The organism is Actinoplanes sp. NPDC048988 (assembly GCF_043197815.1).
Classification (GTDB): Bacteria; Actinomycetota; Actinomycetes; order Mycobacteriales; family Micromonosporaceae; genus Actinoplanes.
This window is the reverse complement of the sequence record NZ_JBICTW010000001.1, coordinates 963,755-986,062: the sequence shown is the minus strand read 5'-3', so window position 1 is coordinate 986,062 and position 22,308 is coordinate 963,755. Positions and strand designations below refer to the sequence as shown.

Below are 22,308 nucleotides of genomic sequence, written 5' to 3'. Positions count from 1 at the left end.
TCACGATCGTGGTGTTCACTGGGATTCATGTCCGACCAGACGTGGCAACGACCGGGCGGTGGCTTCGGCTCCGGGCTCGTCACGGGTGTGCCGTCGCAGCCGCCGCCACCGTCGGATCCGCCGCACGGAGACAAAGGCGGCGATGACAAAGACCGGCAGAAGCGGCAGATCCGGATTTTCGCCGCGATCGCCGGGGGCATTCTCGCTTTAGGTCTGACCATTTTGCTGGTCGTGGTGCTCTCGTCGGACACCAATCCGTTCCGCGACCGGGCCTCGGCGCCGACCGATGTCCGGCCGCCCCTCGCGCAGGCCTGCCCGGCGCCCAGCGAGTCGCCCAGTGCCGGCGCGACCCAGGCGCCCACCGCCCCGCCGCCGGAGTCGGGCAAGCGGACGGCAGACACCGAGGCCGGTATCTCCTACAAGGCTTACGGCGCCCCGTGGGTTTCGTGGGACACCGTTTGGCGGGCCGGGACGCTCGAGGTTCCGTACAAGGTCGGCCAGCACTTCGTCACCGAGCAGTACAGCGGCGGCAGCTACCACGCCTCGATCCTGTCGGCCGCGGTGCCGGCGGCCGACAACGACGCGGTGACGCTGAACCTGGAGTGCGTGGGCCGTCAGGTGGCGTCCGACGTGCGCGCCGAGTACTACCCGCAGCCGAACACGATGGACGCCATCCGGGACGAGCTGACCACGCTGGGCGGCCGTCCGGCCTGGGTGAGCGAGTTCCGCCTGCACTTCACGTCCCCGGGCCTGACCGCCACCGACGAGCTCTCGGCGGTGGCGGTCATCGACGTCGGAAAGACGACGGCTGCGGTCCTGTACGTCTCGATCCCGGGAACCCACAAACAGTTCGATTACGTGGTCGAAGACGTACTCAAATCGGTCAGGCCTCTTTAAGACCCCAGCGCTTGCGCAGGGCGTTGTCGGCGGCGTTGAAGAGGACGTCGATCAGGATGCCGATGATCAGGACGACGATGATGTAGCAGATGACCAGGCTCGAGTCGCTGAGGTCGCGGGCCTGCTGCATCCGTACGCCGATGGACAGCGCCCCCGGCACGATGACCAGCAGCTCACCCGCCATCAGGCTGCGCCACGAGAACGCCCACCCCTGCTTGAGACCGGAGATGAACGACGGCAGCGACGCCGGCAGGATCAGGTGCCGGTATTTCGCGAGGCCGCGCATCCCCAGCACCTGGCCCACCCGCAGCCACGTCCGCGGCACGTAGTCGATGCCGCTGATCAGGCCGTTCGCCACCGAGGGGGCCGCGCCCAGCACCACCACGAACAGGATGGCGCTCTCGCTGAGCTGGAAGAGCAGGATGGCCAGCGGGAACCACATGATCGAGGGCATCGTCTGCAGGCCGGTGATCAGCGAGCCGATCGCCGCCCGCAGCGGGGCGAACTGGGAGACCAGCGCCCCGATCACCGTGCCGATGACCACGGCCAGCAGGAAGCCGGTGAAGGCCCGGGTCATCGTCACCCGTACGCCGTCCCAGAAGTCGGCCGTCGTGATCACCGTGCCGAGGTCGGTGAAGACCGTCTCGGGCGACGGGAGCACGTAGATCGGCTTCCACTCGGCCCAGACCGTGATCTGCCAGACGAGCAGGACGATCGCGATGGCCAGGAGCTTGGGCCAGGTGCTCTTCCAGATCCGCTTGCCGGCGTTGCCCCTCTGGCGCTTCGGCGCGAGCTCCAGCGCGTCCAGGCCGCTGACGGCCCGGTCCAGGGTTTCAGTTGCCATGACGGGCCACCTCCGCGCGGAGCCGATCGGTGATCTCGGCGGCCTGGACCGAGACCTCGGGGGAGTCGATGCGCCGGGGGCGTTCGTGGGTGACCGCGTAGTCCTCGATCACCCGGCCCGGCCGGCTGCTGAGCAGGATGACCCGGTCGCCGAGCCGAACCGCCTCGCGCACGTTGTGCGTGACGAACAGGACGGTCAGCTCCTGCTCCCGCCAGATCCGCTCGAGCTCGTCGTGCAGGATGTCGCGGGTCATCGCGTCGAGCGCCCCGAACGGCTCGTCCATGAGCAGGACGTCGGCGTTCTGGGCCAGGGCGCGCGCCAGCGCGACGCGCTGGCGCATGCCACCCGACAGTTCGTGCGGCCGGTTGTCGCCGAAGCCCCGCAGCCGGACGATCTCCAGCAGCTCGTCGGCCCGCTGCCGGCGCTCGGCCCGGCCCGCGCCCTGCAACCGCAACGGCAGCTCGACGTTGGCCCGCACCGAGAGCCAGGGGAACAGGGCCGCCTCCTGGAACATCAGCGAGACCTTGCGGTCGCCGATGTCCAGCGTTCCGCCGCTGACCTGGTCGAGCCCGGCCACGAGGGAGAGCAGGGTGCTCTTGCCGCAGCCGGACGCGCCGAGCAGGCAGACGAACTCGCCTCGCTGGACGGTGAGCGAGACCCGGTCCAGGGCCAGTAGTGAGCCGTACTCCTTGGAGACGTTCTCCAGCTGAAGGACGCTCATGTCAGGCCGCGGAGTCGCTGATCTCGGGCTTACCGGCGGCCTTGAGCAGCTCGTTGAGCGGCCCGAGGTCATAGATGCCCTTGAGATCGACCGGCTTGAGCAGACCGACGTCCTCGGCGTGCTTCGCGCTGGTGTACAGCGACGAGGCGACCGGGTCGGCGGTGAAGGTCAGGTTCTTGAACGAGGACTCGAGCACGTTGTCCTTGAGCGGCTTGCCGCTGAGCGCCTTGATCTGCTCGTTGGCCGCCTTCTGGGCGCCGGCGTTGTCCTTCTCGATCTCGTCGAGGGCCTGCAGGTGGCCCTGGAGCAGCTTCTTCACGGTGGCCGGGTACTTCTTGAGGAAGTCCTGGGTGACGATCAGGTGGGTGGTGACGAACAGCCCGTTGGGCCACAGGTCCTTCTCGTTCACCAGCACCTTGCCCTTGGACTCGAGCACCAGGCGGCTCAGATTGGGCTCGGGCACCCAGGCGCCGTCGATCGAGCCCTGCGCGAACGCCTGGAGCGCTGTCGCGTTGTCCTGCGGCAGCACGGAGACGTCCCCGCCGCCCTGCGTGTCGGCGTTGAGGCCGTTCTGCTTGAGCCAGGCGCGCAGCGCGACGTCCTGGGTGTTGCCCAGCTGCGGGGTGGCGATCTTCTTGCCCTTGAGGTCGGCCGGGCTGTTGATGCCCTCCTTGACCACGAGGCCGGCGCCGCCGGAGGTGCTGCCCGCAATGATCTTCAGGCCGCTGCCCTTGGACTGGGCCCAGCCGTTGATGGCCGGGTTCGGGCCGATGTACGTGGCGTCGATCGCACCGGAGAACAGCGCCTCGATGGCGGCCGGTCCGGCGTTGAAGGTCTTCGTCTCGAGCTTGGTGCTGCCGAGCGCGGTCTGGAAGTAGCCCTTGTTGACACCGATCAGGGCCGGGGCGTGGGTGATGTTGGGGAAGTAGCCGAGGCGGATGGCGCTCGCCTCCGAGGTGCTGCCGCCGGCGCTGTCGTCGTTGCCACCACAGGCGGACAGGAGCGAGGCGGACAGCACGGCGGTGACGGCGAGGGCGAGCGCACGTATGGTGCGGGAGCTCATGGCTCTCTACTCCTAGATGTTGTTGAGTTGGGCCAGGGTCCGGTGGTCGACGACGCCCTCGATGGCCTCCTCGACGGCGACCCACACGTCGCGCAGCCCGATGGCCGCGCCGCGGTAGGCCGTGGTGCCGGTGGGCATGCCGCGCACGGTGGTCAGGGCGCCCCCGACCGCGCGGACGACGTCGCCGACCGTGATCTCGGTGGCCGCGCGGGCCAGGGCGTATCCGCCGTCGACGCCGCGGTGGCTGTGCAACAGGCCGGAGCGGCGCAGGTCGAGCAGGATGCCTTGCAGAAAGCTGAGCGGGATGTCCTGGGCGGCGGCCAGTGTCGCGGCCTTGACCAGGTGCGGGTGCTCCGCGGCGACGGCGAGCATCGCCCGGACGGCGTAGTCGGTTCGCGCCGAGACGTACACGGTTCCCCCTGACCGGCCGCGCCATTGTCTGTCTTACCTATCTAGCGGATAGGAATAATGGTCTAAGTAGAGATTGGACGCAACCCCCGGGTCAACCCCCGTCCGTATGACGGGATGCGATCACTCGGTGACCGGCCGCCGCCACAGTGGCCGCCGAAGGCGCTAATGTCATTTTGTGGCGCGCAGAATCAAGATCCCCGCGACGAAATATCCGGTCGAGCGATTCACCCTGGACAACGGTTTGCGGGTGGTGCTCACCCCCGATCGCAGCGCCCCGGTCGTCGGCGTGGCGGTCGTGTACGACGTCGGCATCCGTTCCGAGCCCGAGGGCCGCACCGGCTTCGCCCATCTCTTCGAGCACCTGATGTTCCAGGGCTCGGAAAACCTGGAGAAGCTGGCGCACTTCCGGCACGTGCAGGGCGCCGGCGGCACCTTCAACGGCTCGACCCACCTCGACTTCACCGACTACTACGAGGCGCTGCCGTCCGGCGCGCTCGAGCGGGCCCTGTTCCTCGAGGCCGACCGCATGCGCGGGCCCCGGCTCACCGAGGAGAACCTGCTCAACCAGATCGACGTGGTCAAGGAGGAGATCCGGGTCAACGTGCTGAACCGGCCGTACGGCGGGTTCCCGTGGCTGCGCCTGCCCCCGGTGATGTTCTCCACGTTCGCCAACTCCCACGACGGCTACGGCTCCTTCGGCGACCTCGACAGCGCCACCGTCGAGGACGCGCAGAACTTCTTCGACCGCTACTACGCCTGCGGGAACGCGACGCTCGCGGTGGCCGGTGACTTCGACGTGGCCACGGCCACCGAGATGATCAAGCGGCACTTCGGCGACGTGCCGGCCCGGCCCGCGCCCGAGCGGCCCGACTTCGACGAGCCCGACCTCGACAGCGAGCGCCGCGACACGTACACCGACCGCCTGGCCCCGCTGCCCGGCGTGGCCAGCGCCTGGCGGGTGCCCGACCCGATCGGCGCCTTCCCGGACTACCTGCCCTATGTGGTCCTGGCCGAGGTGCTCACCGACGGCGACGCGTCCCGCCTGGTCGAGCGCCTGGTGCAGCGCGACCGCACGGTGACCAGCATCGGTGGCTACATCGGCTTCATGGGCGACGAGTTCCAGGTGCGCAACCCCACCGCGCTGCTCCTGCAGGCGCACATGCCGCCCGGCGGCGACGCGGAAAAGGTGCTGCGCACGGTCGACGAGGAGCTCGACCGGCTGGCCGTCGACGGACTGCGGCCCGGCGAGCTCGAGCGCACCCAGGCCCGTATCGCCACCCACCTGCTGCGCGACACCGACCCGGTGCTCGGCCGGGCGCTGCCGATGGCCGTGCTCGAGTTGCAGCGCGGCCGCCCCGAAATGCTCAACGAGCTGCCCAAGCTGGTCGGCGAGGTGACCGAGGCGCAGATCGTCGCCGCCGCGGCCACCCTGCGCCCCGAACGTCGCGCCACTGTCGAGGTCATTCCGGGAGCTACCGCATGAGCACCAAAGTCCTGCCCGACCTGATCCCGGACGCCAAGCTCAAGCTTCCCCGCGAGGCCGAGCGCACCATCGCCGGCGGACTCACCGTGATCGCCATCCGGCGGCCCGCGGTTCCGCTGGTCGAGCTGCGGCTGCGGGTGCCGTTCGGCAAGTCGCCGCTGCCCCGGGCCACCCTGCTGTCGCAGGCGCTGTTCACCGGCACCGGCACGATGACCAGCGTCGACATCGCGGCCGAGCTGCAGGCGGTCGGTGGTGGCCTCTCCGCCGGCCTCGACCCCGACAAGCTGCTGATCAGCGGCAACTCGCTGGCCGCGGGGCTCGACCGGATGCTCGAGATCCTGGCCGCGGTGCTGACCGACCCCGGCTACCCCAAGGACGAGGTCGCCACCGAGCGCGACCGCCTGATCGACCACATCCAGGTCGCGCAGAGCCAGCCGGCCCACCTGGCCCGCACGGCCCTGCTCAAGCGGATCTACGGCAAGCACCCGTACGCCATCCAGACCCCCGAGCCGGAGCAGGTCCGCGCCGTCCGCCCGGCCCAGCTGCGCGCGCTGCACGCCGAGCGGGTCCGCCCCGAGGGCGCGGTGCTGGTGCTGGTCGGCGACATCAACCCGGAAAAGGCGATCGACGCCGCCGAGAAGGCGCTCGGCAGCTGGACCGGCCCGGCCAAGGACGGCACGATCCCGCCCACCCCGCCGCTGGAGCCGGGCCCGCTGCTGCTCGTCGACCGGCCGGGCGCGGTGCAGTCGTCGCTGCGGATGGCGCTGCCGGCGCTGGAGCGCACCGACCCCGACTACGCCGCCCTGCAACTGGCCAACCTGGTCTTCGGCGGCTACTTCTCGTCGCGCTGGGTCGAGAACATCCGTGAGGACAAGGGCTACACGTACGGCCCGCACACCGGCATCGAGCACTTCGCGGCCGGTTCGGCGCTGATGGTGTCGGCCGAGGTGGCCACCGAGGTGACCGGCCCGTCGCTGCTCGAGACCGTGTACGAGCTGGGCCGCATCGCCAGCCTCCCGCCCGGCGAGGACGAGCTGGAGCAGGCCCGGCGCTACGCCCTGGGCACGCTGCGGCTGAGCATGTCCACCCAGGCCGGGCTGGCCGGCCTGGCCGGCATGTACGCCGGCATCGGCCTGCGCCTGGACCACCTGCGCGAGTACACGGCCGCGCTCGCCTCGGCCACCCGTGAGCAGGTGGCCGACGTGGCGTCGCGGTTCCTCGCGCCGTCCCGGGCGGTCACCGTCGTGCTCGGCGACGCCGACAAGGTCGAGGGCCCGCTCTCCGCGCTCACGACCGTGGAACGCGGCGCCGAGTGAGCGCTCCCGAACAACCCGACCTGCACGAGCAGCCCGGTTCGCCGCCACTGGCCCGCACCACCCTGGACCGGGCGGCCCACCATCGTACTGACGAAGCTTGGTTGTCCGAGGCCTGGAAGCGGGGCCTGGTCCTCGTCATCGACCTGTCCAAGGGCGGTCGTGCCCTGGTCCGGCAGGACGCCCTGGTCCTGGTCGGCTCGGCCGAGGCGCCGGAGGGTGAGCACTGGTTCCTCGGCGAGGACCGCGACGGCACCCCGCTCTGGACCGTCGACGCGGCGCTGCCCGAGGTCTCCGGCGCCCGCCCGGCGACCCTGCGCGACGTCGGCCACCTGCTCAGCGACCGTGACGCCGGTATCTTCACGACGGCCGCCGCGCTCGGCAACTGGCATCGGAGCCACAAGTTCTCGCCGCGTACCGGTCAGCCGACCAAGGTGATCGAGGCCGGCTGGGCCCGGGTCGACGAGGACGGCAACACGATGTGGCCGCGCACCGACCCGGCCATGATCGTGCTGGTGCACGACGGCCGGCCCGGGCCCGAGGGCCGCTGCCTGCTCGGCCACAACGCCACCTGGGGCGCGGCGCCGGACGGTGGGCTGCGCTTCTCCTGCCTGGCCGGCTACGTCGAGCCGGGCGAGTCGGCCGAGGCCAGCGTCGTGCGCGAGGTCGGCGAGGAGGTCGGCCTGCGGCTGAAGACCTTGCGGTACGCGGGCAGCCAGTCCTGGCCGTTCCCGGGCTCGCTGATGCTCGGCTACCACGCGACGGCCGACCCCGATCAGCCGCTCACGCTCGACCCGGCGGAGATCGACCAGGCGCACTGGTTCTCCCGCGACGACATCGCGAAGATGATCGCGGGCGACTACCACCACCCGGAAACGGGTGTCCGGATGGGCCTCCCGATGCCTTCTTCGATTGCTTTCTATCTCATTGAGAGCTGGCTGGCTGTTTGAACTTTCTCTAATCAAAAAAGTTTTCGGCTTCCTTGGTAACCCTGGCCCGCCACCGACTCGTCTTCGCTATACAAAGACCGAGAGGTGGAAATTCGATGACGCAGGTGGAAGCGCCCGCATGGGCTCCGATGACGACCGGCGAGCGCGCTCAGTTCGACCGGGACGGCTTTCTCGTCGTACGTGGGGTGTTGTCCTCCAGCGAGATCGACGTCGCCCGCACCGCTGTTCTCGGCGCCTTTCAGCGGGCGGGCGAGCCGGGCGGTCACGGCCTCGGGCCGACCGGCGCCCTGCACCAGCTCTCCGCGGTGACCTCGCTGCCCGAGCTGGCCTTCCTGCTCGACCACCCGGTGGCGTTCCGCTATGTCTGGTCGCTGCTCGGCTGGAACGTGCACGTCTATCACTCGCACATCGACGTGCATCCGCAGATTCAGCGGAAGCAGAAGGACTGGTGGCACTGGCATCAGGACGGGGGCCGGCAGAACCGGGAGATCGAAACCGATCCGCGCCCGATGATGTCGGTGAAGCTCGCGTACTGGCTTTCCGATGTGAGTGAGCCCGGCCGCGGCAATTTCACCGTTCTGCCGGGCAGTCACAAGACCAACTGGCTGCCCGGGCCGCCGACCCGCGGCGTGCCGTGGCCCCAGCCCGAGGGCGCCCTCCAGATCACGGCCGGCCCCGGCGATCTGGTCGTCTTCGACCGCCGCCTGTGGCACGCCCGGTCCGACAACTACTCGCCGGTCACCCGGGTCGGCGCGTTCTTCGGGTACACGTACCGCTGGATCGCCGGCCGCGACGAGACCGCCGACCTGCCGCACCGCCCCGAGTGGGCCGGCTTCACCGACGTGCAGCGCCAGCTGCTCGGGCATGCCGGAGACGGCAGCGGCGACCACGCCTGGGGTCACTTTCCGCAGACCACGCCGCTGTACGGCGTACTGAAGGGGCAGGGTCTGCTGGACTCCAGCATTCCGGCACTGATCCCGTAGGCCCGGCATTAACATCCGTATGTGGTACAAAACGGGACATTAGTCAAGACGGCGACGGCGGCGGGCCGGCTCGTCCTCGAGGCACTCGGTGAGGAGCACCCGGCGCGGTCGCTGTCCCGTCTGAGCGATTCACCGGGCGCGGTCCGGCTGCTGCGCGAGCTGTTCACCGTGGCGGTGCGCCGCAGCTTCGTCGGGCGTGACCCGCGGGACGTCACCGGATATGTGCGCGACCTGCTCGAATACCAATCCCTGCCGACCGGCGGCGCGCTGGCGCGCGAGGCCGAGGCGGTGATCAGGTCGGCCGTCGGCGAGCCCGACCTGGCGTACCGGATTCCGGACCTGCGCCGCTTCGAGCTGATCTGTTACGTCGTGGGCGATCTCGTACGCCCGCCCGGCATCCCGCCGGCCCACCTCATCGACCTGGTCGAGCAGGCCGAGCACCGGGTGGAGCGGTCGTCGTGAGCGCCGTCTTCCCGCCCGAGCCGCGGCTCGGCCACCTGCTGCAGGCGGTGGCCCGCAACGACGTGCCGGCCCGGCTGAGCGCGCCGGCGGGCGACACGGAGCGGCGCGTGTGGGAGATCGCTTTCGGTCTCATGGTGCGCCGCCGCTTCCTGACCGACAGCCCGCTGGCCGAGATCGGCCGCAGCGTGGCCACGGCGGTGAACTTCCACGCCGCGGCGGCGCTGCCCGCGCTCGACGCGGAGATGCTGGTGCGCGAGGCGCTGGGCGAGAAGGTGCCGGTCGAGGACATCGACGGGACCGTCCGCTCCGGCGTACATCTGCTGTTGTCGGCTTCTCTCGCCGACGAGCTGGCGATGACCGACGGCGAGCTCGACGACCTGATCAAGCAGGCCGAGAAGCTCGCCGTCCCGATTCCCATGCCGGCGGTGGCCGAGGAACAGCCCCCGGCGGAGGTCAGCTAGCGGCCAGCGCGGCCAGGTGCTCCTTGACCTGGACGATGGACGGGTTGGTCAGCGCCGACCCGTCGTCGAACTTCAAGGTCGGCACCGTCTGGTTGCCGCCGTTGACGCTCATCACGAAGTCGGCCGCGGCCGGCTCACGCTCGATGTCCACGACGTCGTAGGCGATGCCCTCACGGTCGAGCTGCGACTTGAGGCGGTGGCAGTAGCCACACCAGGACGTCGAGTACATGGTCAGCATCGGTCAGGATCCCTTCGGATGGGTCACATGGCACAGCGCCTTCAGCCACAACGCCCGACCCGGGTGTCATGATTCCCTGTTGTGCTGACTGATGCGGTGCTGGCCGGGCTCGACCCCGAACAGCGGACGGCGGTGACCGCCCCGGCGGGCCCGGTCTGCATCCTGGCCGGCGCGGGCACCGGCAAGACCCGGGCGATCACCCACCGCATCGCCTACCGGACCCTGGCCGGCGAGGTGAACCCGCGGCACATCCTGGCCGTGACCTTCACCGCCCGCGCCGCCGCCGAGATGCGGTCGCGGCTCACCGAGCTCGGCGCCCGTGGCGTGCAGGCGCGCACCTTCCACGCGGCGGCGCTGCGCCAGGTGCGCTACTTCGCCCCGCGGCTGCTCGAGGGCCGGGCCATGCCCGAGCTGCTGGAGAGCAAGGCCCGGGTGGTCGGGCTGGCCGCGGCCCGGGTCGGCGTGCGGGCCGACCGCACCGGCGCCCGCGACCTGGCCAGCGAGATCGAATGGGCCAAGTCGTCGCTGGTCGAGCCGGGGGAGTACCCGGTGGCGGCGACCAAGGCGCTGCGCGAGCCGCCGTTCGAGACGGCCAAGGTGGCCGAGGTCTTCGCCGCCTACGAGGAGCTCAAGCGGCGGCAGGGCGTGATCGACTTCGAGGACATGCTGCGGGCCGCGGTCTGGGGCATCGAGGACCACCCGGACGTGGCCGAGCAGATCCGCGCGCAGTACCGGCACTTCGTCGTCGACGAGTACCAGGACGTCAACCCGCTCCAGCAGCGGCTGCTGGAGGCGTGGCTGGGCGGCCGGGACGACCTGACCGTGGTCGGCGACGCCAGCCAGACGATCTACTCGTTCACCGGCGCCACCGCGTCGTACCTGATCGACTTCCCGCGGCAGCGGCGCGACGCGGTGGTGGTCCGGCTGGTCCGCGACTACCGCTCCACCCCGCAGGTCGTCGGCCTGGCCAACGCCGTGATCCGGCAGGCCCGGGGCAACGAGGCCCGGCTGCGGCTGGAACTCGTCGGCCAGCGCCCGCCCGGCGCCGAGCCCGAGCTGAAGATCTTCCCGGACGAGACGGGCGAGGCGGCCGCGGTGGCCAAGAAGTGCCGCGAGCTGATCGGCGCGGGCACGCCGGCGAGCGAGATCGCGGTGCTCTTCCGGACGAACGCGCAATCCGAGGCGTACGAAAAGGCATTGGCCGAGGCCGAGGTGCCGTACGTGGTCCGCGGGGCCGAGCGGTTCTTCGAGCGCACCGAGATCCGCCAGGCCATGATCGCGCTGCGCGCGGCCGTCCGCTCGATCCCCGGCGAGACCCCGCTCGTGCAGGCCGTCGTGGAGGGGCTGGCCGCGACCGGATGGCAGCGCGAGAAGCCGCCGCCCGGTGGCGCCGCCCGTGAGCAGTGGGAGGCGCTGGCCGCCCTGGTCACCCTGGCCGAGGAGTACGCGAAGAGCCCCACTTTGGAGCCGATCGGCCAGGCCGGCGCCGTGCAGCGCGACCTGACGCTGTCCGGCTTCAACGACGAGCTGGCCCGCCGGGCCGAGCAGCAGCACGCGCCGACCGTCGCCGGCGTCACCCTGGCCTCCCTGCACTCGGCCAAGGGCCTCGAATGGGACGCGGTCTTCCTGGTCGGCCTGGCCGACGGAACCCTTCCCACCACGTACGCCAAGACGCCCGAGCAGCTGGAGGAGGAGCGCCGCCTGCTCTATGTGGGGGTCACCCGGGCGAGGCAGTACCTGTGGCTCTCGTACGGGCAGATGCGCTCGTCGGGCGGACGGGCCCGCCGCCCCTGCCGGTTCCTGCCGCAGCTCGAGCGCCACTCCACGACCGAACGGGCCGGCGCCGACCGGAGTCGGAAACCCGACCGAAGGCGCCCGCAGGTCTCGTCCTGCCGCATCTGCGGGGCCACGCTGCTGGCCGGCGCCGACCGCAAGCTGGGCCGCTGCCCGACCTGCCCGTCCGATCTCGACGAGGATCTCTACGAGCGCCTGAAGACTTGGCGCGCGACTATGGCCGAAGAACTCAGCGTTCCTGCTTACGTGGTGTTCACCGACGCCACGTTGGTGGCGATCGCCGAGCGCCGCCCGGGCAATCCGGCCGAGCTTCTGGCCATCGCCGGAATCGGGCCGCGGAAGCTCGGTCAGTACGGGCCCGCGGTGTTCGCTCTGGTCGGTGGCGCGGACCCGGTTTCGGCCGCCTCGGAAAAACTTTGAGAATCAACCCGTTAATTCGTTTGCCCTCCCGTGTGGGGCAGGCATAGCCTCAGAACACAGCTCACCGAGCGGCAACGTTCGGCGAGGTCAGAAGACGAGTGCAAGCAATTGGAGGAGGTGGCAGACATGGAGATCTTCGAGATGACGATGACGCGACCGTCGATGCCGCTGACCCTTGCCTGCGCTCCGTCCGCTCTCCAGTCGGCTGCCCCCGTGGCAGTGCTGGCCGCTGAGCGGGCTCCGGTGTCGCTGGTGCACCAGGTCTCCGCCCGGGCCGAGCTGGGCGGCGCTGCGCGCATCGAAGGCACCACTGGGTTCAAGGGCAGCAATGTCTCCATCAAGCGCTACACGGATGGTGGCAGCGGTGTCCCGCCTCGAGGAAGGCCGGTCTGACAGACTCAGACCTCCGGCTCACCTCGAGGCCGCGGAACCCGTAACCGGGATCCGCGGCCTTAATTTTTTGCCGGCTCACCGGCCGGACGCACGACCTGAACGGCGATCCAGAAGATCGAAGAGAAGAGAGAGGTGACCGGGCTTTATGAGTCTGGCGCTGGCCCCACTCGACGTGAGCGTCGAGATCGAGGCAAACCTGCCCTGTCGGAAGTTCGACCCGGACCTGTGGTTCTCGGACTCCCCGGCTCAGCTGGAACTGGCCAAGTCGCTCTGCGGGGACTGCCCGCTGCGCGTCGAGTGCCTGGCCGGCGCGGTCGAGCGGAACGAGCCCTGGGGTGTCTGGGGTGGCGAGATCTTCGAGCGCGGTGCCGTGGTTCCGCGCAAGCGGCCGCGTGGCCGTCCCCGTAAGGCTGACGTGGCGCGCGACGCCGAGCTGGCCCACGAGGTCGAGGAGCGGCTCGCCGCGAACGGACTCGACTCCCGCAACTCCGTCCGCCTGGCGGCATGACGTGAACACCCTCCCCAACCCCCTCACCCGAAAGCCGAGCATCGAGATGAACCCGAACGGAACGAAGATGAGACTCCTCCAAGAAGCGTTGTCCCGTGCCCGAATGCGTCGGCCTCAGAGTGACTACACACCTGAGGCACACCGTCCCGCCCGTCGAGTAGCCATGGAGGCCCAGCACCGGGCCTCGCGCGAACTCGGTGGTGGACGCTTCTAGACACCGATGAGATGAGAACGGCCCGTCCGCTTCGTGCGGACGGGCCGTTCGTTTCTCTGCTCAGGCTCCCGCTGAGAGGAACACCGTGATCGCGGCGGCCAGGTAGGCCGGGTCGTCGACGTGGGTGAGCTCGCGGGCCGAGTGCATCGACAGCAGCGGGATGCCGACGTCCAGCGTGGGGATGCCGAGCCGGGCCGCCGTCATCGGGCCGATCGTCGAGCCGCACGGGACGGCGTTGTTCGAGACGAACTCCTGCCACGGCACGCCCGCCTTGGCGCAGGTGCGGGCCCACAGCGCGGCGCCGGTCGCGTCGGTCGTGTACCGCTGCACCGCGTTGATCTTCAGCAGGGGGCCGCCACCGGCGACGGGCCGGTTCACCGGGTCGTGCTTCTCCGGGCGGTTCGGGTGTACGGCGTGACCGGCGTCCGAGGAGAGGCACCACGAGCCGGCGATGGCGCGGGCCAGATCGGAGCGGTCGCCACCGAGCGCGGACGACACCCGCTCGAGCACGTCGGCCAGGAACGGGCCGGCGGCGCCGGAGCGGCTCTCGGAGCCGACCTCCTCGTGGTCGAACGCGGCCAGGATCGCGATGGCGCCGGACGGCTCGGCGGCCAGCAGCGCGGTCACCCCGGCGTGCACCGAGGAGAGGTTGTCGAGGCGGGCCGAGGCGAACAGCTTGCCGTCCTGACCGAATCGGGCCGGCGCGGCGCTGTCGACGGTGATGATGTCGTAGCCGGCGACGGCCTCGCTGTCGACGCCGGCCAGCCCGGCCAGGTGACCGACCACGTCGGCCTCGCTCGCCGCGCCAACCCCGAAGACCGGCTGGACCTCGCGCTGCCGGTCGGGGGCGAAGCCGCTGTTCAGCTCGCGGTCGAGGTGGATGGCCAGGTGCGGGATGCGGGCGAAGGGCCCGGTCCGCACCAGGTGGCTGGTGCCGTCGCGGTGCACGACGCGGCCGGCCAGCTCCAGTTCACGGTCGAACCAGGAGGCGACGATCGGCCCCCCGTACACCTCGACCCCGGCCTGCAACCAGCCGTGAGCGGCCGTCGAGGGTTTCGGCTTGAGCTTGAAGCCGGGCGAGTCGGTGTGCGCGCCGAGAATCCGGAACGGGGTGCCGGCGTTCGCGTCCTCGGGAATGGCCAGCGCGATGACCGAGCCGTCCCGCACGATGAGCAGCCGCGCGCCCGGCCGGACCTCGCCGCGCCAGTCGGCGGTCTCGTCGAGCGTGCGGTACCCGGCCTCGCCCAGACGGCGGGCCACCTCGGCCGCCGCGTGGTACGAGCTGGGTGAGGCGGAGACGAAGGCGGCCAGATCGTCGATGTGGGTCATGGCCTTCAGGCTACGGGCGCCTCGTGCGCGAATCCCGGCAGCCACTTCTGCAGGATCGCGCGGTACGGCGCGCGGGCCTCGAGCTGGCACAGCACACCGATCGAGCCGAGCGTCACCCGGTGGATCAGCAGGTACGACGGTGGCAGGTTCAGCTTGCGGCTGAGCTGGTACGCCGGTGAGCGCGGGTTGCTGAGCCGGGTGGCCTCGCCGCGCAGCCAGGCCCTGGTGAACCGGAACTCGTCGACCGCGACGGGCTCGATCATCGGCCGCAGGAAGTTGAGCACGGCCCGGGCGTCGATCTCGTCGTCGGGCTTGATGAAGCCCTCCTCGCGCAGGCCGTCGGCCACGCCGTCGGCGTCGTCGTCGAGGGCGAGCCGCACCAGCCGGCCGATCGCCTCCGGATGCCCACCGGGGAGCCGGGCCACCGCGCCGAAGTCGATGACGCCGAGCCGCCCGTCGGCCAGCATCCGAAAGTTGCCCGGGTGCGGGTCGGCGTGCAGCAGCCCGGCGCGGGCCGGCGCCGAGAAGTGCAGCAGGGCCATGAGCCGCCCGGCCTCGTCCCGCTCGGCCTCGGTGCCGTCCGCGATCACCTTGGCCAGCGGCGTGCCCTCGACCCACTCGGTCACCAGCACCCGCGGCGCCGAAGCGATCACCTTGGGCACGAAGATCTCCGGGTCCCCGGCGTACGCGGTGGCGAAGGCGCGCTGCGTCTCGGCCTCCATCGCGTAGTCGAGCTCCTCGGTGATCCGATCCTTGAGCTCGGCCAGCAGCGGCTTGATGTCCATTCCGGGCTGAATGATCTTGAACATGCCGGCCAGCCGGGACAGCTGCTTCAGATCGGCCAGCAGGGCCTCGCCGGCCCCCGGATATTGCACCTTGACGGCCACGTTCACGGTCTTGGGCTTGGCGTTCTTGCGCGCCGGGGGCAGTTTCCACACCGCCCGGTGCACCTGCCCGATGCTGGCCGCGGCGGCCGGGCTGTCGTCGAACTCGGCGAACAGCTCACGCCAGTCGGGCCCGAGCTGCTCGGCGAGCGCCTTGTGCAGCGCGGCCACCGGCATCGGTGGGGCCGCTTCCTGCAGCTTGGTCAGTGCCTGCCGGTAAGGCCCGGCCATCTCCTCGGGCATGGCCGCCTCGAAGACCGACAGCGCCTGCCCGAACTTCATGGCGCCACCCTTGAGCTGCCCCAGCACGCTGAAGAGCTGCTCGGCGGTGCGCTGCTGAATGTCGGCCGAGATGACGTCGGTGGCGATTCCGACGGCCCGCTTGCCCAGCCCCAGAGCCGTCCGCCCGGCGAACCCGAGAGGAAGCGAGGCCAGCTTGGCCGTACGGGCCGCCGCCCGCCGCGGTATGTCGCTCACCAGATCATTGTGACCGACGCCGCGCCATTACTCGGCCCGCCTGGGGTGGCTTCGCCGTACTTGCCCGCAAAAGTCCGTTACAAGTTTCCTGCCCCTCCACAAACCCCACCCCTTCTGACCTCAATCTCCACAGCCTTCTACTCAATATCCACACCCTTCTACTCGGCCTCCACGGCTTCCTACTCGGCCTCCACAGCCTTCTACTCGGCTCCACGGCCTTCTACTCGGCCGCACATGAGGCGGCGGACCTCGGCGACGTGGTCCGGGGCGGCACCTCGCCGGTGGCCCGTCTTCGGTGCTTCCGCCACGGCCCCTTTCGCCCGTCGCTTCCACCGCCTGCTGTGCGCGTGCGGGGAAGGCGGTACGCCCTCTCTGGCGCGGTCCTCCGCCACTTCGCGCAGGGAGCGCTGGCCCCAGATCGGCGGCACCAGCGGATACGGACCTCGGCTGCGTGGTCCTTGACGCCTTATGCGTCTTTAAGCCCTTTCGACATATATTGCGCCCGGGGCCGCTCTAGCTCCGGCTCGCTCCGCGTTCTGCCCGGGTCGTTCCGGCGGCTGCGCGCAGTGCGGAGGCGCGCTGGCGATGTGTAGCAGTGGACTGCCTCAGCTGGAGTAGCACGGAGGCGCGCCGGCGATGTGTGGCAGTGGACTGCCTCAACTGGAGCAGCGCGGAGGCGCGCCGGCGATGTGTGGCGGTGGACTGCCTCAGGTGGAGGTGGGTGTCCTCAAGGTTGCGCCTCCCTTCGAGGGGCGCACGGGTTTTCGCTCCGATGGGCGCTGGGTGGGGACGGGGCGGCGCCGGGGGCGGGTGCAGCCGCAGCGGGGATGGGGTGGCCAGGTGCGGCGGCGGAAGTGGCCCGGGCCGGTGATCTCGATGGTGGCGCCCAGGGTTTCCGGGGTGTCGCCGTCCAGGTAGGCCAGGGCCTCGGCGGTGGCGTAGGCGGTGGCCGCCAGCAAGGTTGTCACCGCGCACGGTTCCGGGACTGGTGGGCGGGGTGCGCCGGGCCAGGTCGCGTCGCGGTCTCGTCGGTGCAGGTCGAGGCAGGCCAGGCACGGGCCGCCGGTGCGGGGGACCAGGGGGCCGATCACGGCGGCGCCCTCGCGGATGGTCACCGCCAGGTGGGGTTGGCCGCGGGCGGCGTGTGCGGCGGCGACCAGGATCGTGGGCTCGTCGTGGTCGAGCTGGACGACCAGGGACGGCCGGGCTGTGCGGAGGCGGCGGGTGTCGACGCCCGGCATGATCTCGGACAGGGCTTCGGTGGTGGCCTCGCTGCGCGGGGCGCCGACCGCGCCGCTGCGGAACGGGCCGGCGGCCAGCTCGTCCTGGTGGACGGCGCCGGAGATGTTCGGCTGCACGTGGCCGACGCCGGCCTCGGCCAGCGCGACCGCGATGGGCGCGCCGAGACGGCCACGCCCTGTGATCAACACCGAGGCGACCTGCCGTCGCCGAAGTGTGGTGGCGGGTGGGGCCCGGCGCTCCGGCGCGGGCGCGGGGGTGGCCGCCGCCTCGCCGGCGGGTGCCCGGCGGGTTCGGCGGTCGCGGAAGGCCAGGGCGGTGGCCTCGCCGAGCAGGCGCTGGTGGACGCCGCCGGTCGAGGTGCGCGGGACCAGGGCGGTGGCCGGCAGGGTCAGGCCGGCGGCACGCAGGATCTCGAGGACGGCCTGGGCCTGGTCGAGGGGTATGCCCAGCTCGGCGGCCCTCAGCAGGACCTGGCGTTCGGGGCGGGTGCCGTCGAGCAGGTCGAGAATCTCGGCGGCTCGGGGGTCGGGCAGGCGCAGCAGCACGGCCCGGGCCGGGTCGGCGCCCAGTTGGAGTTCGGTGTCGTCCCGCCAGACTCGGGGGAGTCCCGGGAGGAGGAGAGGGCGGTTCACGGGTGACAGCATGTCACCACGGCGATGCGGAGCGAGTTGGTTGTCCACAGGGCCGCACCGCCTGGGAAGCGGGTTATCCACAGCTCTGCGGGAGTTATCCACAGGCTAGAGAGTTGTCCACAACCTCACTCAACGTGCCCGATTCGGTGTGGATATGGCGGTGCCAGGTAAAGCACCGGGGAGGGCGACGTGCCCTCCCCGGGTGGGTGAACGGCCTTGCCGGGAACTCGGATGTGGCCTAGAGGCCCCGGCGCGGCCGCGCCACTAGGCCTTGGCCTTGCCCAGGATGCGGTTGACCGTGGTGCCGCACACCGGGCACTTGCCCTTGGCCATGTTCATGCCCGTCTTCGAGACCTCGACGGTCCCCTGGAAGTCGCGCTTCTCCTTGCACTTCACGCAGTAGCCGTTGTACGTGTTGTCGGCCACGGTTCCTCCTCGTCAATGTTTGTCGGCCGGGGTCGGCCCGATGCCTGCTCGCGGTGGCAGGCCGCGACCTGTTTCGGCGCTGGACCGTTCCGCGACCACGTGGATGTGGCCACCCGTCAGGGCCGTCCACTACCCAGGTCAAGCCGGTTCCATGTCAGCGCGGCGTCGGTGGTGTCGGCGCCGACGTGAGTGTGCCGGGCGGAATCGCCCTTTTTGGCCAGTTGTGCCGCAACACGCCGTGGATTGCCTTCAAAAGGTCATAAAGGGGACGGGGGACGCGTGCGCTAAGTTGGCAAGCTGTCATCGATGTTGCGGCTGTGGAAATTTTTTCCGGTAATACAGGGAGCAACTACGCATATCCGGCGGGTGTCATCGGCCGTACTCTTGCGGTGACATGGGTCTCACGGATTAGCGTCTCAACGTGAACCCGAATCTGGGCCTCGCGAGCCGGTGATGGCCCGGACGCGCAAGCCTGTCGTCGAAGTGCGGCGCAGCCAGCGCCGGCGTCGCACAGTGTCCGCGTACCGGGACGGTGAGCGCGTGGTCGTGCTCATTCCGGACAGGTTCTCCCGTGCCGAGGAAACCGAGTGGGTCGAGCGCATGCTGGCCCGCCTCGAGGCCCGTGAGGAGCGCATCCGCCGTACCGACGAGGAGCTTCTGTCCCGGGCCCGGCGGCTCACCGGCCGATACCTCGCCGATCACGCCGAGCGGGTCCGGCCCGCCAGCGTGCGCTGGGTGACCAACCAGAACGGCCGCTGGGGCTCCTGCACCCCCGACGACAGCACCATCCGCATCTCCCACCGCATCCAGGAGATGCCCGACTGGGTGATCGACTACGTGCTGCTGCACGAGCTCTCCCACCTGGTCGTCCCCAGCCACAGCCCCCGCTTCTGGGAGCTGGTCAACCGCTACCCCAAGGCCGAACGCGCTCGCGGCTACCTCGAGGGCATCTCGGCCGCCACGGGGCTGGTGCTCGCCGACGACTAGGGTTGAGCCGTGGTGAAACGGCTCGTCGCTGCGTTGCTGGTGCCCGTCGAGTGGAGTCCGCCCGGCGTCGAACGCGCCGTGTGGCGGGCCGCGCTGGCCGAGGACGTGGTCGACCTGCTCGCCCGCCTGGCCCAGGCCGACGCGGCCATCGCGGCGACCCCGGCCGACCGTGAGCTGGCCGAGGAGATCGCCTGGCCCGGCATGCGGATCTACGAGGTGCCCACCCCGACCTACCTGCCGGTCCTGGCCGCGGCCGAGGCCGACGGCTTCGACCAGGCCGCCGTGATCGCGGCCGACGCCCCCGACCTGCCCGGCATGATCCTCGGCAAGCTTCTGCGGCCCTTGGAGACCAAGGCGGTCGCGGTGGCCGCCGGCGGCCCCGGCAACGGCCTGCTCGGCCTGGCCACGAGCCTTCCCGTCCCATCCTGGCTGGCCGATTTCGACCTGGACACGGCGACGGCACAACTTCTCCGGCGTACGGCTCCCGAGCCCGGCGCCGTCTCCTCGACTCCCGAGTGGCGCCGCCTGAAGGGCCCGGCCGAGCTGGCCTCGCTCGACCCCGCTCTGGAGGGCTGGGAGAACACCCGGGCCATCCTCGGGGGCTGAAAGCTCGAGTTGCAGCTCAGCCCGCAGCACGCGGCAAAGGCTGGGGACGGCAGCGAGGCCGCGCTGTCGAAGCGGAGCTGTGGCCGATCCGTACATTCAAAAGAGCCGGACCGGCCACGGCCAGTTACTTCTCCTCGTCGCCTTTGTCGAGGTTGTCGAGCTCGCTGATGTCCCAGTCGGAGCTGCCCTGCGCGAAGGACTGCGGGTTCGCGAAGTCCTCGTCGGTGGGCAGCAGGTCGGGGTGGCCCCACAGGGCGTCGCGGCCCTGGATGCCGCGCTGCTCGGCCACCGCGGCCCAGAGCGCGCCCGCCTCGCGCAGACGGCGTGGACGCAGCTCGAGGCCGACCAGGGCGGCGAAGGTCTGCTCGGCCGGGCCGCCCGCGGCCCGGCGGCGACGGAACGCCTCGCCGAGCTGGACCACCGACGGGAGCCGGTCGCCGGCGGCGGAGTCGACCACGTGGCCGACCCAGCCCTCGATCAGGGCCAGCGCCGTCTCGAGGCGGGCCAGGCTGGCCTTCTGCTGCGGCGTGTCCTCGGGTGTGAAAATGCCCTCGAGCGCCATGGCCTGCATCGACTCGGGATCGGTGGGGTCGACCCGGCTCATCGCCTCTTCGATGGCCTCACGGTTGACCGTGATGCCGTTGGCGTACGTCTCGACGGCGTTCAGCACGTGCGCCCGCAGCCACGGGACGTGACCGAAGAGCCGCTGGTGGGCCGCCTCGCGCAGCGCGACGTAGAGCCGGACCTGGTCCTCGGGGATCTCGAGGCCCTCGCCGTACGCCTTGATGTTGGCCGGGACGAGCGCGGCCGTGCCGGTGGGGCCGAGCGGGAGGCCGATGTCGCCGGCCGAGAGAACCTCGGCCGCGAGCTGGCCCAGCGCCTGGCCGAGCTGGCCGCCGAACAGGGCGCCGCCGAGCGTGGCCACCATCGACTGCATGGGGCCGAGCTGCGCTTTCGCCTCGTCGGGGACGAGGTCGCCCATGGCGCCCACCATGCGGCCCGCGATCGGGTCGCACAGCTTCTTCCAGACGTCGAGGGTGTTGTAGATCCATTCGTTGCGGTTCCAGGCGGCGGCCGAACGGATGCCGCTGGGCAGCGCCGAGGCCGGGTCGAGCCACAGGTCGGCGAGGCGCAGGGCTTCCTCGACCTGGTTGCGCTCGTACATGTTCACCGCGGGGTCACCGGACGCGGACAGCTGGCTGGCCGCGACCTGCCGGGCCAGGTCCCAGTTGACCGGGCCGCTGCCGGGACCGGCGAACATCTGCTGCAGCTGCGCCATGAACTGCTGCATCTGCTGCGGGTCGGAGGGGTCGGGCGGCTGGGCGCCCGGCAGGGAGAAGCCGAACGGGATATCAGGCACGTAGTCAACCGTACGCGGGAAACGCCCGCTCCGGACCGATGGCGGCGTCCGCTCAGAGAGAACTCTGGTCAGCTCAGAGAGCACTCAGGGAGGGGGGATAGTCTCACGCGCATGAGACGTCGTGGTGTCACGGTAATCCTCGGCGCCCTGATCACCGCCCTGCTGGCAGTCGGTGTCATGGCCGCACCCCTGCCCTTTGTCGTGCTGAAGCCCGGGCCGACCGTCAACACGCTCGGTTCGGACAACGGCGCCGAGGTGATCCAGGTGACGGACGCCGCCAAGACCTCGACGTCGGCCGGGCAGCTCCGGCTGACCACGGTGAACGTGCAGTCGCAGGTCGAGTTGGTGTGGGCGATCAGCAGCTGGTTCAGCCACTCGGACGCGGTGGTGCCGCGAGAGCTGATCTACCCGCCGAACCAGTCGGAGAAACAGGTCGAGCAGCAGAACGCCGAGGAGTGGACGGAGTCGCAGGCCAGCGCCGTCACCGTCGCGCTGACGAAGCTGGGCTACCCGGTTCTGCCCTACGTCAAGAAGGTCACCGCCGACGGCGCCGCGACCGGCGTGCTGAAGGCCGACGACGTGATCACCGCCGTGGACGGCACGAAGATCACCGAGCCCGACAAGCTGACCGAGCTGGTCCGGGCCAAGCCGGCCGGCACGACCTTCACCATCTCCTACACGCGCGCCGGCAAGGCCGCCACCGGCCGGATCACCACCAAGACGAGCGGTGACGACAAGACGCCGCGGCTCGGTATCGAGATCGGCACCAAGCAGGACGCCCCGTTCAAGGTCAAGATCGACCTGAACAAGATCGGCGGCCCGAGCGCGGGGCTGATGTTCACCCTCGGCATCCTCGACAAGCTCCAGCCCGAGGACCTGACCGGGGGGAAGATCATCGCGGGAACCGGCACGATCGACGACAGCGGTAACGTCGGCCCGATCGGCGGCATCCCGCAGAAGCTCGTCGGCGCCAAGAAGGCCGGCGCTCAGATCTTCCTGGTCCCCAAGGACAACTGCGCCGAGGCGCTGAAGAACGCGGTCGACGGCCTGCCGATGGCCGAGGTCGCCACCGTGGACGACGCGCTGACCGCCCTCAAGACCTTCACCGGCGGCGGCACCCCCAAGCCGTGCTCGGCCGCGTGACAGATGTCGTACTGTGAGACACCGGCCCGACTGAATTGTGGAGCCTCCGTTGGTTATGCGAAATAGC

The 22,308-nt window shown here is 70.5% G+C and carries 23 protein-coding genes; 13 read left to right on the top strand and 10 right to left on the bottom strand.

Going from position 1 to position 22,308, the window contains the following annotated elements; genetic code table 11:
• Positions 1 to 27 precede the first annotated feature (27 nt).
• Positions 28 to 897, top strand: a complete 870-nt coding sequence (locus tag ACGFJ7_RS04295; RefSeq protein WP_392640819.1) for a hypothetical protein — start codon at positions 28 to 30, stop codon at positions 895 to 897.
• Here the strand turns inward: ACGFJ7_RS04295 and ACGFJ7_RS04290 are convergent.
• The 4 genes from ACGFJ7_RS04290 to ACGFJ7_RS04275 are packed head-to-tail and all read right to left on the bottom strand — an operon-like array spanning position 884 to position 3,936.
• On the bottom strand, positions 884 to 1,741 hold the full coding sequence (locus tag ACGFJ7_RS04290; RefSeq protein ID WP_392640817.1) for an ABC transporter permease: 858 nt from the start codon (positions 1,739 to 1,741) through the stop codon (positions 884 to 886). The two genes, ACGFJ7_RS04295 and ACGFJ7_RS04290, sit on opposite strands and share 14 nt — an antisense overlap.
• Positions 1,731 to 2,462 carry an ABC transporter ATP-binding protein gene (locus ACGFJ7_RS04285; protein ID WP_392640815.1) on the bottom strand — a complete coding sequence of 244 codons (732 nt, stop codon included), beginning with the start codon at positions 2,460 to 2,462 and terminating at the stop codon, positions 1,731 to 1,733. The genes ACGFJ7_RS04290 and ACGFJ7_RS04285 overlap by 11 nt, the downstream gene beginning before the upstream one ends.
• Before the next feature lies 1 nt (position 2,463).
• A complete protein-coding gene (locus tag ACGFJ7_RS04280; RefSeq protein WP_392640812.1) occupies positions 2,464 to 3,525 on the bottom strand; it encodes an ABC transporter substrate-binding protein in 1,062 nt (353 codons plus the stop codon).
• A 12-nt stretch (positions 3,526 to 3,537) separates the two neighbouring features.
• Positions 3,538 to 3,936 (bottom strand): Rrf2 family transcriptional regulator, encoded by a 399-nt coding sequence (locus tag ACGFJ7_RS04275; protein WP_360243106.1) that lies wholly within the window; start codon positions 3,934 to 3,936, stop codon positions 3,538 to 3,540.
• A 175-nt stretch (positions 3,937 to 4,111) separates the two neighbouring features.
• On the opposite strand from ACGFJ7_RS04275, the gene ACGFJ7_RS04270 reads away from it, so the two are divergent.
• The 6 genes from ACGFJ7_RS04270 (at position 4,112) to ACGFJ7_RS04245 (ending at position 9,588) form a co-directional block, all read left to right on the top strand.
• Positions 4,112 to 5,419, top strand: a complete 1,308-nt coding sequence (locus ACGFJ7_RS04270; protein ID WP_360243103.1) for a pitrilysin family protein — start codon at positions 4,112 to 4,114, stop codon at positions 5,417 to 5,419.
• Positions 5,416 to 6,735 carry a pitrilysin family protein gene (locus tag ACGFJ7_RS04265; RefSeq protein ID WP_360243100.1) on the top strand — a complete coding sequence of 440 codons (1,320 nt, stop codon included), beginning with the start codon at positions 5,416 to 5,418 and terminating at the stop codon, positions 6,733 to 6,735. Before ACGFJ7_RS04270 ends, ACGFJ7_RS04265 begins: the two co-directional genes overlap by 4 nt.
• Positions 6,736 to 6,755: 20 nt before the next feature.
• Entirely contained in the window at positions 6,756 to 7,682 is a 927-nt protein-coding gene (gene nudC / locus ACGFJ7_RS04260; RefSeq protein ID WP_392641291.1) for an NAD(+) diphosphatase, read from the top strand.
• Between the two features lie 95 nt (positions 7,683 to 7,777).
• Positions 7,778 to 8,665, top strand: coding sequence for a phytanoyl-CoA dioxygenase family protein (locus tag ACGFJ7_RS04255; RefSeq protein WP_360243094.1), 888 nt, complete (start codon positions 7,778 to 7,780; stop codon positions 8,663 to 8,665).
• A gap of 21 nt (positions 8,666 to 8,686) precedes the next feature.
• Positions 8,687 to 9,127, top strand: a complete 441-nt coding sequence (locus ACGFJ7_RS04250; RefSeq protein WP_360243091.1) for a hypothetical protein — start codon at positions 8,687 to 8,689, stop codon at positions 9,125 to 9,127.
• Positions 9,124 to 9,588, top strand: coding sequence for a hypothetical protein (locus ACGFJ7_RS04245; RefSeq protein ID WP_360243087.1), 465 nt, complete (start codon positions 9,124 to 9,126; stop codon positions 9,586 to 9,588). Before ACGFJ7_RS04250 ends, ACGFJ7_RS04245 begins: the two co-directional genes overlap by 4 nt.
• Here the strand turns inward: ACGFJ7_RS04245 and ACGFJ7_RS04240 are convergent.
• A complete protein-coding gene (locus ACGFJ7_RS04240) occupies positions 9,581 to 9,826 on the bottom strand; it encodes a mycoredoxin (RefSeq protein ID WP_097318005.1) in 246 nt (81 codons plus the stop codon). The genes ACGFJ7_RS04245 and ACGFJ7_RS04240 overlap by 8 nt on opposite strands.
• An 81-nt stretch (positions 9,827 to 9,907) precedes the next feature.
• On the opposite strand from ACGFJ7_RS04240, the gene ACGFJ7_RS04235 reads away from it, so the two are divergent.
• The 3 genes from ACGFJ7_RS04235 (at position 9,908) to ACGFJ7_RS04225 (ending at position 12,941) form a co-directional block, all read left to right on the top strand.
• Positions 9,908 to 12,040, top strand: coding sequence for an ATP-dependent DNA helicase UvrD2 (locus ACGFJ7_RS04235; protein WP_392640805.1), 2,133 nt, complete (start codon positions 9,908 to 9,910; stop codon positions 12,038 to 12,040).
• A gap of 126 nt (positions 12,041 to 12,166) precedes the next feature.
• Positions 12,167 to 12,433 carry a hypothetical protein gene (locus ACGFJ7_RS04230; RefSeq protein WP_392640803.1) on the top strand — a complete coding sequence of 89 codons (267 nt, stop codon included), beginning with the start codon at positions 12,167 to 12,169 and terminating at the stop codon, positions 12,431 to 12,433.
• Between the two features lie 145 nt (positions 12,434 to 12,578).
• A complete protein-coding gene (locus ACGFJ7_RS04225) occupies positions 12,579 to 12,941 on the top strand; it encodes a WhiB family transcriptional regulator (RefSeq protein ID WP_203768959.1) in 363 nt (120 codons plus the stop codon).
• Positions 12,942 to 13,215: 274 nt separating this feature from the next.
• On the opposite strand, the gene ACGFJ7_RS04220 is transcribed toward ACGFJ7_RS04225, so the two are convergent.
• From ACGFJ7_RS04220 to ACGFJ7_RS04205, 4 genes are all read right to left on the bottom strand, one after another.
• Positions 13,216 to 14,484 carry a M18 family aminopeptidase gene (locus ACGFJ7_RS04220; RefSeq protein ID WP_392640800.1) on the bottom strand — a complete coding sequence of 423 codons (1,269 nt, stop codon included), beginning with the start codon at positions 14,482 to 14,484 and terminating at the stop codon, positions 13,216 to 13,218.
• Positions 14,485 to 14,489: 5 nt separating this feature from the next.
• A complete protein-coding gene (locus ACGFJ7_RS04215) occupies positions 14,490 to 15,845 on the bottom strand; it encodes an AarF/ABC1/UbiB kinase family protein (protein ID WP_360243073.1) in 1,356 nt (451 codons plus the stop codon).
• A gap of 707 nt (positions 15,846 to 16,552) precedes the next feature.
• Positions 16,553 to 17,731, bottom strand: a complete 1,179-nt coding sequence (locus ACGFJ7_RS04210; RefSeq protein ID WP_360243070.1) for a ThiF family adenylyltransferase — start codon at positions 17,729 to 17,731, stop codon at positions 16,553 to 16,555.
• Between the two features lie 252 nt (positions 17,732 to 17,983).
• On the bottom strand, positions 17,984 to 18,145 hold the full coding sequence (locus ACGFJ7_RS04205) for a DUF5679 domain-containing protein (RefSeq protein ID WP_015625326.1): 162 nt from the start codon (positions 18,143 to 18,145) through the stop codon (positions 17,984 to 17,986).
• A 453-nt stretch (positions 18,146 to 18,598) separates the two neighbouring features.
• Between ACGFJ7_RS04205 and ACGFJ7_RS04200 the strand changes: the two genes are divergently transcribed.
• The gene (locus ACGFJ7_RS04200; protein ID WP_360243067.1) at positions 18,599 to 19,132 is read left to right on the top strand and encodes a M48 family metallopeptidase; all 534 of its coding nucleotides are present in this window, start codon (positions 18,599 to 18,601) and stop codon (positions 19,130 to 19,132) included.
• Between the two features lie 9 nt (positions 19,133 to 19,141).
• Positions 19,142 to 19,738, top strand: a complete 597-nt coding sequence (locus tag ACGFJ7_RS04195) for a hypothetical protein (protein WP_360243064.1) — start codon at positions 19,142 to 19,144, stop codon at positions 19,736 to 19,738.
• 124 nt (positions 19,739 to 19,862) lie between these two features.
• Here ACGFJ7_RS04195 and ACGFJ7_RS04190 read toward each other — a convergent pair whose 3' ends face one another.
• A complete protein-coding gene (locus tag ACGFJ7_RS04190; RefSeq protein ID WP_360243640.1) occupies positions 19,863 to 21,029 on the bottom strand; it encodes a zinc-dependent metalloprotease in 1,167 nt (388 codons plus the stop codon).
• Positions 21,030 to 21,209: 180 nt separating this feature from the next.
• Between ACGFJ7_RS04190 and ACGFJ7_RS04185 the strand changes: the two genes are divergently transcribed.
• Positions 21,210 to 22,241: a PDZ domain-containing protein gene (locus ACGFJ7_RS04185; RefSeq protein ID WP_360243061.1), complete on the top strand. Its 1,032-nt coding sequence runs from the start codon at positions 21,210 to 21,212 to the stop codon at positions 22,239 to 22,241.
• Positions 22,242 to 22,308 lie beyond the last annotated feature (67 nt).